The 15,496-nt window shown below is 69.1% G+C and carries 12 protein-coding genes and 1 riboswitch; of the genes, 6 read left to right on the forward strand and 6 right to left on the reverse strand.

Annotated elements, in window-relative coordinates; genetic code table 11:
* The first annotated feature begins 90 nt into the window (after nt 1-90).
* Both EDC34_RS00805 and EDC34_RS00810 read left to right on the forward strand, forming a co-directional pair.
* Complete coding sequence (locus EDC34_RS00805; RefSeq protein WP_114958948.1) at nt 91-2,439, forward strand: Tex family protein; 2,349 nt, start codon at nt 91-93, stop codon at nt 2,437-2,439.
* On the forward strand, nt 2,436-2,624 hold the full coding sequence (locus tag EDC34_RS00810; protein ID WP_114958949.1) for an oxidoreductase-like domain-containing protein: 189 nt from the start codon (nt 2,436-2,438) through the stop codon (nt 2,622-2,624). Before EDC34_RS00805 ends, EDC34_RS00810 begins: the two co-directional genes overlap by 4 nt.
* A 31-nt stretch (nt 2,625-2,655) precedes the next feature.
* On the opposite strand, the gene EDC34_RS00815 is transcribed toward EDC34_RS00810, so the two are convergent.
* The 5 genes from EDC34_RS00815 to clpS form a co-directional block, all read right to left on the reverse strand.
* Entirely contained in the window at nt 2,656-3,675 is a 1,020-nt protein-coding gene (locus EDC34_RS00815; protein WP_114958950.1) for a ribonucleotide-diphosphate reductase subunit beta, read from the reverse strand.
* 139 nt (nt 3,676-3,814) lie between these two features.
* Nucleotides 3,815-6,205 (reverse strand): ribonucleoside-diphosphate reductase subunit alpha, encoded by a 2,391-nt coding sequence (locus tag EDC34_RS00820; RefSeq protein ID WP_114958951.1) that lies wholly within the window; start codon nt 6,203-6,205, stop codon nt 3,815-3,817.
* A gap of 183 nt (nt 6,206-6,388) precedes the next feature.
* A riboswitch (cobalamin riboswitch) is annotated at nt 6,389-6,612 on the reverse strand.
* Between the two features lie 17 nt (nt 6,613-6,629).
* The gene (locus EDC34_RS00825; protein WP_114958952.1) at nt 6,630-7,340 is read right to left on the reverse strand and encodes a 4'-phosphopantetheinyl transferase family protein; all 711 of its coding nucleotides are present in this window, start codon (nt 7,338-7,340) and stop codon (nt 6,630-6,632) included.
* A 6-nt stretch (nt 7,341-7,346) separates the two neighbouring features.
* Entirely contained in the window at nt 7,347-9,626 is a 2,280-nt protein-coding gene (clpA, locus tag EDC34_RS00830; RefSeq protein WP_114958953.1) for an ATP-dependent Clp protease ATP-binding subunit ClpA, read from the reverse strand.
* Nucleotides 9,627-9,698: 72 nt separating this feature from the next.
* Entirely contained in the window at nt 9,699-10,031 is a 333-nt protein-coding gene (gene clpS / locus EDC34_RS00835) for an ATP-dependent Clp protease adapter ClpS (protein ID WP_114958954.1), read from the reverse strand.
* An 81-nt stretch (nt 10,032-10,112) separates the two neighbouring features.
* Here clpS and EDC34_RS00840 point away from each other — a divergent pair, with 81 nt between their 5' ends.
* Genes EDC34_RS00840 through hflD form a run of 4 tightly spaced genes read left to right on the forward strand, consistent with a single transcriptional unit; the run spans nt 10,113 to nt 12,769 of the window.
* Nucleotides 10,113-10,580, forward strand: a complete 468-nt coding sequence (locus EDC34_RS00840) for a hypothetical protein (RefSeq protein ID WP_114958955.1) — start codon at nt 10,113-10,115, stop codon at nt 10,578-10,580.
* Nucleotides 10,580-11,044, forward strand: a complete 465-nt coding sequence (locus tag EDC34_RS00845; protein ID WP_114958956.1) for an NUDIX hydrolase — start codon at nt 10,580-10,582, stop codon at nt 11,042-11,044. The genes EDC34_RS00840 and EDC34_RS00845 overlap by 1 nt, the downstream gene beginning before the upstream one ends.
* On the forward strand, nt 11,041-12,150 hold the full coding sequence (gene mnmA / locus EDC34_RS00850; RefSeq protein ID WP_114958957.1) for a tRNA 2-thiouridine(34) synthase MnmA: 1,110 nt from the start codon (nt 11,041-11,043) through the stop codon (nt 12,148-12,150). Before EDC34_RS00845 ends, mnmA begins: the two co-directional genes overlap by 4 nt.
* A gap of 7 nt (nt 12,151-12,157) precedes the next feature.
* A complete protein-coding gene (gene hflD / locus EDC34_RS00855; RefSeq protein WP_114958958.1) occupies nt 12,158-12,769 on the forward strand; it encodes a high frequency lysogenization protein HflD in 612 nt (203 codons plus the stop codon).
* Nucleotides 12,770-12,891: 122 nt separating this feature from the next.
* On the opposite strand, the gene acnB is transcribed toward hflD, so the two are convergent.
* Nucleotides 12,892-15,483 carry a bifunctional aconitate hydratase 2/2-methylisocitrate dehydratase gene (gene acnB, locus EDC34_RS00860; RefSeq protein WP_114958959.1) on the reverse strand — a complete coding sequence of 864 codons (2,592 nt, stop codon included), beginning with the start codon at nt 15,481-15,483 and terminating at the stop codon, nt 12,892-12,894.
* Nucleotides 15,484-15,496 lie beyond the last annotated feature (13 nt).

Here is a 15,496-nt window from a genome sequence, read left to right on the forward strand (position 1 = left end):
GCAAGCCACTCCGGGAGAAGTTGTCAAGCTGTCACGCAGCGCCACACGCGGCGACAATGCGGCTTCCGTGACCGTTCGCAGCCGTTTTCGATGCCCCAGCCCGCCCCCGCCGTTGCCCGCAAGATCGCCGCCGCCATCGCCACCGAGATCGGCGCCCAGCCCGCACAGGTGCAGGCAGCGGTGGACTTGCTGGACGAAGGCGCCACCGTTCCGTTCATCGCGCGCTACCGCAAGGAAGTGACCGGCGGGCTGGACGACACCCAGCTGCGCACCCTGGAAACCCGGCTGGCCTACCTGCGCGAGATGGAGGAGCGCCGCGCGGCGATCCTGTCCAGCATCGAAGAACAGGGCAAGCTGACCGACGCGCTGCGCGCCGAGATCGAGGCCGCCGATAGCAAGGCGCGCCTGGAAGACCTCTATCTGCCCTACAAACCCAAGCGCCGCACCCGCGCCCAGATCGCCCGCGAGGCCGGGCTGGAGCCGCTGGCCGATGGCCTGCTGGCCGACCCGACGCGGGTGCCGGAAGAATTCGCCGCCGGCTTCGTCGCTGCCGACAAGGGCGTGGCCGATGCCAAGGCCGCGCTGGAGGGCGCGCGCGCCATCCTGATCGAACGCTGGGGCGAGGACGCCGCGCTGCTGGGCGAACTGCGCGACTGGCTGGCGCGCGAAGGCCTGATCCGTTCGAAGGTGGTGGACGGCAAGCAGGCCGCGGGCGAGAAATACCGCGATTACTTCGACCATGCCGAGCCGCTGGCGAAGATCCCCTCGCACCGCATGCTGGCGCTGCTGCGCGGCCGGCGCGAGGAGATCCTGCAGCTGGACCTCGACCCCGGCGCGGACGCCGAGGCCGGCCACCATTACGCGGAGGCGAGGATCGCCCTGCATGCCGGCATCCAGGACCGCGGCCGCGCCGCCGATGCCTGGCTGCGCAACGCGGTGCGGCTGGCCTGGCGCGCCAAGATCCACATGCACCTGCTGCTGGACCTGTTCAACCAGGCGCGCGAGAAAGCCGAGAGCGAGGCCATCGCCGTGTTCGGCGACAACCTCAAGGACCTGCTGCTGGCCGCGCCGGCCGGCCCGAAGGCGGTGCTGGGCCTCGACCCCGGCCTGCGCACCGGGGTGAAGGTGGCGGTGGTGGATGCCACCGGCAAGCTGGTCGCCACCGACACCATCTACCCCCATGAACCGCGCCGGCAGTGGGATCAATCGCTGGCATCGCTGAAAAAGCTGTGCGTCGCGCACGGCGTACAGCTGATCGCCATCGGCAACGGCACCGCCAGCCGCGAGACCGACAAGCTGGCCGGCGACCTGCTGAAACTGGTGCCGGAACTGAAGGCGCAGAAGATCGTCGTCAGCGAAGCCGGCGCCTCTGTGTATTCGGCGTCGGAGCTGGCGGCGAAGGAGTTCCCGACCCTCGACGTGTCGCTGCGCGGCGCGGTCTCCATCGCCCGCCGTCTGCAGGACCCGCTGGCCGAGCTGGTCAAGATCGACCCGAAGTCCATCGGCGTGGGCCAGTACCAGCACGATGTGGATCAATACCAGCTTGCACGGCGGCTGGATGCCGTCGTGGAAGACTGCGTGAACGCCGTCGGCGTGGACGTGAACACCGCCTCCAGCGCCCTGCTGGCGCGCGTCTCCGGGTTGTCGGCGACGGTGGCGGAGAACATCGTCGCCTACCGCGACCAGCACGGCCCCTTCCCGTCGCGCAAGGCGCTGCTGAAGGTGCCGCGCCTGGGCGACAAGACCTTCGAGCAGTGCGCGGGCTTCCTGCGCATCATGGACGGCGAGCAGCCGCTGGATGCCTCGGCGGTGCACCCGGAGGCGTATCCGGTGGTGGAGCGCATCCTCGCGGCCGGCGGCAAGTCGGTGAAGCAGATCATCGGTGATACCGTCTTCCTGCGCTCGCTGAAAGCGGCGCAATTCACCGACGAACGCTTCGGCGAACCCACCGTGCGCGACATCCTCAAGGAGTTGGAGAAACCGGGCCGCGACCCGCGCCCGGAGTTCAAGGCCGCGCAGTTCGCCGACGGCGTGGAGGACATCAAGGACCTGCGCCCCGGCATGGTGCTGGAGGGCGTGGTGAGCAACGTCGCCGCGTTCGGCGCGTTCGTGGACATCGGCGTCCACCAGGACGGCCTGGTCCACATCTCGGCGCTGTCCGACCGCTACGTGAAGGACCCGCGCGAGGTGGTGAAGGCCGGCGACATCGTCAAGGTGAAGGTGCTGGAGGTGGACGTGGCGCGCAAGCGCATCGCCCTCACCCGCCGCTTGGATGATCCCATCGGCGAGGCCCGTCCCGACGCGCGGCGCGATGACCGCCCGGCCCGCCGCGACGGCCAGGCCCCGCGGGGCGTGCGTCCGGCGCCACCGCAGGCGCAGCCGGCGAAGGCGCCGTTCAACAGCGCGATGGCGGACGCGCTGCGTGGCCTGAAGCGATGAACGCCCCGCGCCCGCCGCTGCCGGACCCCGATCCGCGCCCGCTCCCGCCGGAGCCCCCGCTGCCCGGCGACTGCTGCGACAGCGGCTGCGACCCCTGCGTGAACGACACCTACGCCGAGGAGCTGGCCTACTACCGGCAGGCGCTGGCCGCGTGGCTGGCGCGCCATCCCGACGCGGCGCCCTGAACCTCCGGGTGCCGCGCACCGGCGGCGGCGCTCAGAACGCCATGTCGAAGGCCACCTCGCCCTGCACGCCGACCTGGTAGGCCGACACGCGCCGCTCGAAGAAATTGGTCAGCTCCTGCACGTCCTGCAGTTCCATGAACGGCAGCGGGTTGCGCACGTGGTACTGGCGCGCCATGCCCAGCCGCTCGAAATGCTGGTCGGCGCAGTGCTGCAGGTACAGCCGCATATCGCGCAGGGAGATCCCGGCCACCCCGCCGGCCAGCACGTCCTCCGCGAACTGCAGCTCGCATTCGATCGCTTCCGCCAGCATCGCCCGCACCTGCGCCTCCAACTCGGCATCGAACAGGTCCGGCTCTTCGGCGCGGATGGTGCGTACGCATTCGAACGCGAAGTGCATGTGGCAGCTCTCGTCGCGGAACACCCAGTTGGTGCCCGACGACAGCCCCGGCAATAACCCGCGCGAACGGAAATAGTAGACGTAGGCGAACGCCGCGAAGAAGAACAGGCCCTCGATGCAGGCGGCGAAGCAGATCTGGTTGAGCAGGAACTGCCGGCGCTGTTCCCGCGTCTGGATGCGGGTGAGGCCCTGCAGCGCATCGATCCACTTGAAGCAGAACTCCGCCTTCTTGCGGATCGACGGAATGTTTTCCACCGCCGCGAACGCCCTGGACCGCTCCTCCGGGTCCGGCAGGTAGTTGTCCAGCAGCGTGAGGTAGAACTGCACGTGCAGCGCCTCCTCGTACAACTGGCGCGACAGGTACATGCGCGCCTCCGGCGCGTTGAGGTGCTGGTACAGGTTGAGCACCAGGTTGTTGGCCACGATCGAATCGCCGGTGGCGAAAAACGCCACCAGGCGGTGGATCAGGTGGCGGTCGGCCGGCGTCATCTTGTGGCGCAAATCGCCGAGGTCAATCTCGAAATTGATCTCCTCCACCGTCCAGGTGTTGCGGATGGCGTTGCGGTACATCTCGTAGAACTGCGGATAGCGCATCGGCCGCAGGGTGAGGTCGAAGCCGGGGTCGAGCAGCATTTGGCGGGGTTGTACGGACATGGGAAACCTCGTTTTTCCCTCTCCCCTTGGGAGAAGTTGGCGCACAGCGCCGGATGGGAGTTCGGTGAGGCGGCGATGGCTGGGTTTCGCCGTACCCTCACCCCAGCCCCTCTCCCGCAGGGAGAGGGGTTTCCAGGCATTACTGGCAGGCCTCGCAGCTCTCCGGGTTCTCCAGCGAGCAGGCCACGGCCTGGGCCGGGGTGTAGGCGGAGACGGTGGTCTTGGCGATCTTCGTCGCCGGGCGCGAGCGCAGGTAGTAGGTGGTTTTGAGGCCTCTTTTCCAGGCGTACATGTACATCGACGACAGCGCACCGATGGTCGGGCTTTCCATGAACAGGTTGAGCGAGGCGGACTGGTCGATGAAGGCCCCGCGCTCGGCGGCCATGTCGATCAGGCTGCGCATCGGCAGCTCCCAGGCGGTGCGGTAGATTTCGCGCAGGACTTCCGGAATCTGCGAAAGGTTCTGGATCGACCCTTCGGCCAGCTTGATCGCATCGCGCATCTCCGGCGTCCACAGGCCGAGGCGTTTGAGCTCCTCGACCAGGTAGCGGTTGACCTGCAGGAAATCGCCGGACAGCGTTTCGCGCTTGAACAGGTTGGACACCTGCGGCTCGATGCATTCGTAGCAGCCGGCGATCGAGGCGATCGTCGCGGTCGGCGCGATCGCCACCAGCAGCGAGTTGCGCAGGCCGTGCGCCTGGATGCGCTCGCGCAGCGCGCACCAGCGCGCCGGATCATCCGGCTGCACGCCCCAGGCATCGAACTGCAGCTCGCCGCGCGCGGCGCGGGTGTCGGCAAAGGCCGGATGCGCCCCGAGCTCCTGCGCCAGCGCGCAGGACGTCTCCAGCGCGTGGTAGTAGATCTCCTCGGCGATCTTGCGCGACAGCGCGCGCGCCGGTTCGCTGTCGAACGGCAGACGCAGGCGGAAGAACACATCCTGCAGCCCCATGCAGCCCAGCCCCACCGGGCGCCAGCGCAGGTTGCCGCGACGCGCCGGCTCGATCGGGTAGAAGTTGAGGTCGATCACCCGGTCCAGCTGGCGCACGGCCATGCGCACGGTCTCGGCCAGTTTCTCGAAATCGAATTGCCCGTCCGCATCGAAGTGGCGGGCGAGGTTGATCGAGCCGAGATTGCAGACCGCGGTTTCGGCATCCGAGGTGACTTCCAGGATTTCCGTGCACAGGTTGGACAGGTGCACCACGTTGCCGGGCAGCGCGGTCTGGTTGCAGGCGCGGTTGCATTTGTCCTTGAAGGTCATCCAGCCGTTGCCGGTCTCGGCAAGGGTGCGCATCATCCGCGCGTACAGCTTGCGTGCCGGCAGCGTGCGTACGGCTTTCCCTTGCGCTTCGGCCTGGGTGTAGGCGCGCTCGAAATCCTCGCCGTACAGATCCACCAGCTCCGGCACCTGCGCCGGGTCGAACAGCGACCAGTCCTGGTCGGCCTCGACCCGGCGCATGAACAGGTCCGGCACCCAGTGGGCGAGATTGAGGTTGTGGGTGCGGCGCATCTCATCGCCGGTGTTGTCGCGCAGTTCCAGGAAATCCTCGATGTCGGCATGCCAGGTCTCCAGGTACACGCAGGCCGCGCCCTTGCGCTTGCCGCCCTGGTTGACCGCGGCGACCGAGGCATCCAGCGTCTTCAGCCAGGGCACGATGCCGTTGCTGAAGCCGTTGGTGGAGCGGATCAGCGCGCCGCGCGCGCGTACCCGCGACCAGCTCACGCCGATGCCGCCGCTGAACTTGGACAGCTGCGCGATCTGGCCGTAGCGCTGGTAGATCGACTCCAAAGAGTCTTGCGGCGAATCCAGCAGGAAACAGGACGAGAGCTGCTCGTGGCGGGTGCCGGAATTGAACAGGGTCGGGCTGGACGGCAGGTACTCCAGGCGCGCCATGCCCTGGTAGAGCGCGATCGCCTCGCCCACGTCCTGGCTCAGCGCGCAGGCGATGCGCATGAAGAACTGCTGCGGGGTCTCGATCACCTTGCGGGTGTGCGGATGGCGCAGCAGGTAGCGGTCGTACAGGGTGCGCAGGCCGAAGTAGTCGAACTCGCGATCCAGCTCCGGCGCGATCGCGGCATTGAGCTTGCGCGCATGCGCCTGCACGAAGCCGAGCAGGCGGTCGTTGGCCAGCCCGACCTCATGCGCGCGCTGCACCGACTGCGAGAACGCATGGATCTCCTGCCCCGCCACTTCCTTGGCGATCACCCCGGCGAGCAGGCGCGCGGCCAGGCGGCCGTATTCGGGCTCCTCGCCGGTCAGCAGCGCCGCGGTGCGGATCGAGAGTTCGTCCAGCTCGGCGGTGGTGGCACCGTCGTACAGTCCGGAGATGGTGCGGGTGGCCACCCGCATCGGCTCCACCGCGTGCAGGCCCTCGGCCGCGCGGGTGATCGCGCGCACGATCTTGTTGAGGTCCACCGGCTCGCTGCCGCCATTGCGCTTGGTCACGCGCATGCCGGTGGCGGTGGGCGGCGGGGTGAGGTCGAAGGCGGGAGCGGCAGGCGCGGCGGCCAGCGCGGCATCGGAAGGCGACATCGTGGTTCTCCATGCGTGATGCACGGGCCCGGGCCTGTCCCTCGCAGGCGCGGATGGCATCGGAACCACAGGATGGCGGCGCGGTGTCGCAGGGGGTGCGACCGGCGCGCCGACGGCACGCGGACTGCCCCTGCTGCACCGGCCATCTCCCCCCGGAGACTCCGCGGCCGGCACCGCGCGGCGTGCTTCGCGCGGCTGTCGGCAGGTCTTCGGGCTCGTGGATGTGGCCGGATGCCTCCGGCCGCCTCGGTCGCCGCTTCCCAGGACCACCGTCCCAGTGCGAATCGCGACCTCGTCTCCACCTACCGCTGCGGGGCAGCGCCGGATTGGGTGCACAGACACCTGGACCGGCTTCCCTTTTCATCCGACAGCTTGTGGCTGTCGGAACCGACGACCCCAAGATACTGGGGTGATCGCGTGAACGTCAATCCTGGATCGGCGCTGCCATTGCAGGCGCGTAGCGCCAGCCAGCGGCCACTCCCATGCCCGGGCCGGCGCCCTCCAGCGTCCAGCACACTCCGGGCGCGGCGGCCAACGCCAGCGCGCCGTCGCCGCAGGACCAGCTCCAGGCCTCGGCATCCGCAGCCTGCGCCGGATGCGCGCAGACGGTGCGCGCGGCGCGTGCGCCCAGCCCCGCACCGCTGCGCTTGGCCTGCGCTTCCTTGAGCGCCCACAGCCGATGGAACACGGCCGCACGCGCAGCCTCGTCGGGCGCGGCCTGCACGCGCCGGCATTCTTCCGGCGCGAACGCGAACCGCGCCAGCGCCTCCCAGTCGCGGGCGCGCCGGGGCAACTCGAGGTCGATCCCCACCGGCACCTCCGCCAGCACCAGCGCCAGCCAGTCGCCGCTATGGCTCAGGGACAGATGCAGCGGCAGCGCCTCGCCGGCAAGGCACAGCCGCGGCCGGCCCTGCGCATCCGTCGCCCATTCGATCCGGTCGGGCGCCAGCCCCAGCCACTGCCCGGCCTGCCTGCGCGCCTGCCAGTGCCCGGCCAGGAAGCTGGCACGTCGCGCCGGGGCGGTGATCGCCTGCAGGCGCCGCTGCTCGGCATCGGTGAGCCAGCCCAGGCCCTGCGCATCGGCCTCGGCGGCCGCGTCCACGACCGCGAGCAGCCCGATCCGCGCCTCCGGCATCCGGGTTTACGCCAGCACCGCCGGCAGCAGCTTCTCCGGCTCGGGCTGCACGTCCAGCACCAGCTCGCCATCGACCGCATCCAGCGCGACCCGGCCGCCATCGACCAGCTTGCCGAACAGCAGCTCGTCCGCCAGCGGGCGCTTGATCTTGTCCTGGATCAGGCGCGCCATCGGGCGTGCGCCCATCAGCGGATCGAAGCCCTGCTGGCCCAGCCACTCGCGCGCGGCCGGGGTGGCCGACAGCGTCACCTTCTTCTCGTGCAGCTGGGTTTCCAGCTCGATCAGGAACTTGTCCACCACCCGCAGGATGTGCTCGAAGCCCAGCGCCTGGAACTGCACGATCGCATCCAGCCGGTTGCGGAACTCCGGGGTGAAGCCGCGGCGGATCGCCTCCATCGCGTCCGGGCTGTGGTCCTGCTTGGTGAAGCCAATGCTACGCCGCGCCGCCTGGGTGGCGCCGGCGTTGGTGGTCATCACCAGCACCACGTTGCGGAAGTTGGCCTCGCGCCCGTTGGTGTCGGTCAGCGCGCCGCGGTCCATCACCTGCAGCAGGATGTTGAAGATGTCCGGGTGCGCCTTCTCGATCTCGTCCAGCAGCAGCACGCAGTGCGGGGTCTTGACGATCTTCTCGGTCAGCAGGCCGCCCTGGTCGAAGCCCACGTAGCCGGGGGGCGCGCCGATCAGGCGGCTCACCGAATGCGGCTCCATGTACTCGCTCATGTCGAAGCGGATCAGCTCGATCCCCAGCTGCATGGCCAGCTGGCGGGTGACCTCGGTCTTGCCCACGCCGGTGGGGCCGGCGAACAGGAAGCTGCCGATCGGCTTGTCGGGGTTGCCCAGGCCCGAGCGCGCCAGCTTGATCGCGCTGGCCAGGGTCTCGATCGCCGGGTCCTGGCCGAAGATCACCATCTTCAGGTTGCGCTCCAGGTGCTGCAGCACGTCCTTGTCGGAGGCACTGACCTGCTTGGCCGGGATGCGCGCCATGCGCGCCACGATGGTCTCGATCTCCTCCACGTCGATCAGGTGCTTGCGCGCCTCCGGCGGCTGCAGGCGCTGGCGGGCGCCGGCCTCGTCGATCACGTCGATCGCCTTGTCCGGCAGCAGGCGGTCGCCGATGTGCTTGACCGACAGGTCCACCGCGGCGCGGATGGCGTCGTCGGCGTAGGCCACCTCGTGGTGGGCCTCGTACTTGGCCTTCAGGCCCTTGAGGATCTCCACCGCCTCGCCTACCGTCGGCTCGACGATGTCGATCTTCTGGAAGCGCCGCGCCAGCGCGCGGTCTTTCTCGAACACGCCGCGGTATTCCTGGAAGGTGGTGGAGCCAATACAGCGCAGCTCGCCGTTGGCCAGCACCGGCTTGATCAGGTTGGAGGCATCCATGGTGCCGCCGCTGGCCGAGCCGGCGCCGATGATGGTGTGGATCTCGTCGATGAACAGGATCGCGTTCGGCTGCTTCTTCAGCGCCGCCAGCACGCCCTTCAGGCGTTTCTCGAAGTCGCCGCGGTACTTGGTGCCGGCGACCAGCGCGCCGAGGTCGAGCGAATAGATCACCGCCTCCTGCAGCACCGCCGGCACCTCGCCGTCCACGATCCGCTTGGCCAGGCCTTCCGCCAGCGCGGTCTTGCCCACCCCGGACTCGCCCACGTACAGCGGGTTGTTCTTGCGCCGGCGGCAGAGCACCTGGATGGTGCGCTCGATCTCCTCGGCGCGGCCCACCAGCGGGTCGATCTTGCCGGCCGCGGCCAGCGCGTTGAGGTTGCTGGCGAACTCCGCCAGCGGGTCGGACTTGGCCTCGCCCTCGCCGCCCTCGGGCTTGGCCTCGCCGTCCGCGGCCGGCTGGCCCGGCTCCTCGTCCGTGCGCGAAATGCCGTGCGAGAGGTAATTCACCACGTCCAGCCGGTGCACGTCCTGCTGGTTGAGGAAATAGACGGCGTGCGAGTCCTTCTCGCCGAAGATCGCCACCAGGACGTTGGCGCCGGTGACCTCCTTCTTGCCGGAGGACTGCACGTGGTACACCGCGCGCTGCAGCACGCGCTGGAAGCCCAGCGTGGGCTGGGTGTCGCGGCCGTCATCCTCGGGCAGGCGGTTGACCGAGACCTCGATCGCGTTCTCCAGCTCGTCGCGCAGGCGCGGCAGGTCGGCGTTGACCGCGCGCAGCACCGCCTCCGCCGACGGGTTGTCCAGCAGCGCCAGCAGCAGGTGTTCGACCGTCATGAACTCGTAGCGCGCTTCGCGGGCGTGCTTGTAGCACTGGCCGATGGTTTGCTCGAGATCCTTGCTGAACATGGGGGCGGCTCTTGGGGGAAGCGTGCCTCCTATGTAAGGCGCATTCCCCGCCGGCACAAGCCCCCGGGCGGGCTAGCTGCGTTCCATCGTGCACAACAGCGGATGCTGGTTCAGGCGGGCGTATTCGTTGACCTGGGCCACCTTGGATTCGGCGATCTCGCGGGTGTACACCCCGCACACGCCGCGTCCGCGGGTATGCACGTGCAACATCACCTGGGTGGCCCTTTCCAGGTCGAGGGCGAAGAACTGCATCAGCACATCCACCACGAAGTCCATCGGGGTGTAGTCGTCGTTCAGCAACAGGACGGTGTATAGCGGCGGCCGGGTCACCTCCGGGCGCGCCGGCGCCACCGCCACCCCGTGGTCGGGCTGCTGGTGCTGCGGCTTGTCGGGCTGGGTCGGCATGGGCAAATTATACGGGCGCCCTTCCTGCCGGTGGCGCCCCCCCTCTTCTGGCAGACCTCGAATACCACTTCCGGAGATCCCATGCGTCTGCCTTGCCTCTTCCTTGCCTGCCTGTTACCCCTCGCCGCCCTCCCCGCCCACGCCAGCGATGCGTCGGTCAAAGCCAGGCTGGAGGCCCGCGGGATCAAGTACGAAATCGACGGCGACGGCGATTACAAGATCCTGGTTTCCTATAAATCAGAGAATCGCACCCAACTGGTGTTCGTCTCGGGCACCACCGAATCGGTGAGGGGCCTGCGCGTGCGCGAAGTGTTCTCGCCGGCAGGCCGGGTAGCAGACGACGGGGTAGCCAAGCAGGCGCTCGCACTCCTCGAGGAAAGCCGGACCCAGAAAATCGGCGCATGGGAAGTTTTGGACGACACCCTTTATTTCGTGATCAAACTGCCGGACAGCGTCGACGCAGCCCAGCTGGAAGCCGCCATCGAGGTTGCCGCGGAAAGTGCGGACAACAAGGAAATCGAACTGTCCGGGAACAAGGACGCACTCTGATGAGCTATCGCGAGGGGCGCTTCTGGCAGCCGGACGTGACCGTGGCCACGGTCGTGGTCCGGGACGGACGCCTGCTCTGCGTCGAAGAGCGCGTGGCTGGCCGGCTGGTGCTCAACCAGCCGGCCGGTCACCTGGAACCCGACGAAAGCCTGATCGACGCCGCCCTGCGCGAAACCCGCGAAGAGACCGGCTGGAACGTCCGCATCACCCACCTGGTTGGCACCTACCAGTGGAGGGCACCGGAAACGCAGCGGCACTACCTGCGGTTCGCCTTCGCGGCCGAGCCGCTGGACGAAATCGCGGGTGCCCCCCTCGACGAAGGCATCGTGCGCGCCCTGTGGCTCACCCCCACCCAGCTGCAGGCGGAGGCCGCGCGCCACCGCAGCCCGCTGGTCTGGCGCACGGTCGCCGACTACCTCGGCGGCAGCCGCCACCCGCTGGCGCTGGCCCGGCACATCGCATGAGCCCTGCCACGCGCATCGTCGTCGGGGTCTCCGGCGGCGTGGATTCGTCGGTCGCCGCCCTGCTGCTGCGCGATGCCGGCCACGCGGTGACCGGGCTGTTCATGCAGAACTGGGCCGACGATGGCGCGGGCGAATGCCGGGCCGAGGACGACCGCCGCGACGCGGTGGCGGTCTGCGGCGCGCTGGGCATCCCGATCCGCTTCCGCGATTTCTCGAAGGAATACTGGGACGGCGTATTCCGGCATTTCCTCGCGGAATACGCGGCCGGCCGCACGCCGAACCCGGACGTGCTGTGCAACCGCGAGATCAAGTTCAAGCACTTCCTCGACGCCGCGCGCGAACTCGGCGCCGAGGCCATCGCCACCGGCCACTACGCGCGCGTCGATGCCCAGGGCGGGACGTTCCGGCTGCTGCGGGCGGTCGATCGCAGCAAAGACCAGAGCTATTTCCTGCACCAGCTGGGGCAGGCGCAGCTGGCCGCCACCCGCTTCCCGCTGGGCGAGCTGCGCAAGCAGGAGGTGCGCGCGATCGCCGCCGCCCACGGCCTGCGCACCGCGGGCAAGAAGGACTCCACCGGCATCTGCTTCATCGGCGAGCGCGATTTCCGCCGCTTCCTGGCGCAGTACCTGCCGGCCCGGGAAGGCGAGATGCGCACCCCCGACGGCGTCCGCATCGGCACCCATCCCGGGGTGTTCTATTTCACCCTCGGCCAGCGCGAAGGCCTGAACATCGGCGGCGTGCGCGGGCGCCCGCAGGCGCCGTGGTTCGTGGTGGCCAAGGACGTGGCGCGCAACCTGCTGTACGTCGACCAGGGCCACGACAGTCAGTGGCTGCTGTCGCACGCCCTGCGCAGCGAGCCGGCGCACTGGGTGGCAGGCGCGCCCCCGGCGACGCGCTTCTCCTGCACCGCGCAGACCCGTTACCGCCAGCCGGACCAGCCCTGCGTGGTCGAGGTCCACGACGACGGCAGCCTGTCGGTGCGCTTCGAGCGCCCACAGCGCGCGGTCACGCCCGGCCAATCGGTGGTGCTCTACGATGGCGAGGCGTGCCTGGGCGGCGCCGTGATCGCCGCCACCGACGCCCCCGTTCCCGAATCGAAGCCGTGAAGACCGCATGACCCATCCCTACCAAGACCGCGTGCTGGCCCTGGCCGGGCTGCTGCAGGCGCTGGCGCAGGTGCGCCGGATCGCCGACACCGGCCAATCCGATCAGGTGCAGGTGCAGACTGCGCTGGAAAGCGTGTTCCGGATCGACGCCCGCGATACCGAAAGCGTGTTCGGCAGCGCGCGCGAGTTGCGCATCGGCCTGCGCCAGCTGCGCGACTACCTCGCCAACGGCAGCAAGGACGAAGCGCTAGGCAAGCTGGCGCTAGCCGTGCTGCAGCTGGAGCGCCGCTTCATCCGCAACGCCGCGCTGGCGAACAAGGTGCAGGCCGGGCTGCGCCGGATCGCGCCGCGCGCGGATGACATCGGCAGCGCGCATCCGGACGTGATCGCCGACCTCGCCCGCCTCTACGCCGACACCCTCAGCACCCTGCGCCCGCGGGTGATGGTGCAGGGCAACCCGCACTACCTCGGCCAGGCCGGGGTAGTGGCCGAGATCCGCGCCCTGCTGCTGGCCGCCCTGCGCGCCGCCGTGCTGTGGCGCCAGCTCGGCGGAAGCCTGTGGGATTTCGTGTTCGCCCGCCGCCAGATGGCGGCCGCGCTGGATGCGCTGCTCGGCTGACCGCTCGCATCACCGCCGGTTCCACGCTGGCGCAGACGACAGCCCACTGACGCCGAATTGCCAAACGGAAACGCCCGGCATCGCTGCCGGGCGTTTCGTCGTGCGGGATCGATGGAAGGCGATCAGGCCGCGACCGAATCCGCCACCTGTCGGTACTCCTCGATCTGGTCGAAGTTCATGTAGCGGTAGATGGCATCTCCATTGGCGTTGATGACGCCGATGTCCGCCATGTACTCCTCGCGGGTCGGGATGCGGCCCAGGCGCGCGCAGATCGCCGCCAGTTCCGCCGAGCCCAGGTACACGTTGGTGTTGCGGCCGAGGCGGTTGGGGAAGTTGCGGGTCGAGGTGGACATCGCGGTGCTGCCCTCGCGGATCTGCGCCTGGTTGCCCATGCACAGCGAGCAGCCCGGCATCTCCATGCGCGCGCCGGCGGTGCCGAACGTGCCGTAGTGGCCCTCGTTGGTCAGCTCGGCGGCGTCCATCTTGGTGGGCGGCGCGATCCACAGCCGGGTCGGGATGTCGCGCTTGCCTTCCAGCAGCTTGGCCGCGGCACGGAAGTGGCCGATGTTGGTCATGCACGAGCCAATGAACACCTCGTCGATCTTGGCGCCGGCCACATCGGACAGGGTCTTGGCATCGTCCGGGTCGTTCGGGCAGCACACGATCGGCTCGACGATCTCGTCCATGTCGATCTCGATCACCGCCGCGTACTCGGCGTCGGCATCCGGCTCCAGCAGCTGCGGGTTGGCCAGCCACGCCTCCATCTTGGCGATGCGGCGCTGCAGGGTGCGGGCGTCCTGGTAGCCCTCGGCGATCATCCACTTCAGGAGGGTGATGTTGCTGGTGAGGTATTCGATGATCGGGGCCTTGTCCAGGCGCACGGTGCAGGCGGCGGCGGAGCGCTCGGCGGAGGCGTCGGCCAGCTCGAACGCCTGCTCCACCTTCAGGTTCGGCAGGCCTTCGATCTCGAGGATGCGGCCGGAGAAGATGTTCTTCTTGCCCTGCTTGGCGACCGTCAGCAGGCCCTGCTTGATCGCGTACAGCGGGATCGCGTGCACCAGGTCACGCAGGGTGACGCCCGGTTGCAGCTTGCCCTTGAAGCGCACCAGCACGGATTCCGGCATGTCCAGCGGCATCACGCCGGTGGCCGCGGCGAACGCGACCAGGCCGGAGCCGGCCGGGAACGAGATGCCGATCGGGAAGCGGGTGTGCGAGTCGCCGCCGGTGCCCACGGTGTCGGGCAGCAGCATGCGGTTGAGCCAGCTGTGGATGATGCCGTCGCCCGGGCGCAGCGAGACGCCGCCGCGGGTGGAGATGAACTCCGGCAGGGTGTGGTGGGTCTTCACGTCCACCGGCTTCGGGTAGGCGGCGGTGTGGCAGAAGCTCTGCATCACCAGGTCCGCGCTGAAGCCCAGGCAGGCCAGGTCCTTCAGCTCGTCGCGGGTCATCGGGCCGGTGGTGTCCTGGCTGCCCACCGAGGTCATCTTCGGCTCGCAGTAGGTGCCCGGGCGCATGCCCTTGCCTTCCGGCAGGCCGCAGGCGCGGCCGACCAGCTTCTGGGCCAGGGTGAAGCCCTTGCCGGTGTCTGGCGGGGTCACCGGCAGGCGGAACAAGTCGGTGGCCGGCAGGCCCAGCGCCTCGCGCGCCTTGCCGGTCAGGCCGCGGCCGATGATCAGCGGGATGCGGCCACCGGCGCGCACCTCGTCGAACAGCACCTCGGACTTCAGCGCGAACTCGGCGATCACCTCGCCGTTCTTCAGTGCCTTGCCCTCGTACGGGCGCAGTTCGATGACATCGCCGTGCTCCATCTTCGACACGTCGAGCTCGATCGGCAGCGCGCCCGCGTCTTCCATGGTGTTGTAGAAGATCGGCGCGATCTTGCCGCCCAGGCACACGCCGCCGGCGCGCTTGTTGGGGATGTAGGGGATGTCGTCGCCGGTCCACCACAGCACGCTGTTGGTGGCCGACTTGCGGCTGGAGCCGGTGCCCACCACGTCGCCGACGTAGGCGACCAGGTGGCCCTTCTCCTTCAGCTTCAGGATCTCGCCGATCGGGCCGCGCTTGCCGTCTTCCTCCGGCACGAACGGCGCGTCCGGGCGCTTGTTCTTCAGCATCGCCAGCGCGTGCAGCGGGATGTCCGGCCGGGTGGTGGCGTCCGGCGCCGGCGACAGGTCGTCGGTATTGGTCTCGCCCGGCACCTTGAACACGGTGATGGTCAGCGAGGCCGGCACCTCCGGCTTGCTGGTGAACCACTCGGCATTCGCCCAGCTTTCCAGCACGGCGCGGGCGTTGGCGTTGCCGGCCTTGGCCTTTTCCTCCACGTCGTGGAACGCATCGAACACCAGCAGGGTGTGCTTGAGCGCGTCGGCGGCCACCGCGCCGACCTCGGCGTCGTCCAGCAGCTGCACCAGCGGCGCCACGTTGTAGCCGCCGAGCATGGTGCCCAGCAGTTCGGTGGCGCGGGCGCGGCTGATCAGCGGGTTCTTCTCGCTGCCGAAGGCCAGCGCGGCCAGATAGCTGGCCTTGACCTTGGCGGCGTCGTCCACGCCGGCCGGCACGCGGTTCACCAGCAGGTCGAGCAGGAAGGCCTCCTCGCCGGCCGGCGGTGCCTTCAGCAGCTCGATCAGGTCGGCGGTCTGCTGCGCGTTCAGCGGCAGCGGCGGGATGCCGAGGGCGGCGCGCTCGGCCTGGTGCTTGCGATAGGCGTCCAGCATGGGGAATGTCCTT

The organism is Thermomonas haemolytica, from assembly GCF_004346265.1.
GTDB classification, from domain to species: Bacteria; Pseudomonadota; Gammaproteobacteria; order Xanthomonadales; family Xanthomonadaceae; genus Thermomonas; species Thermomonas haemolytica.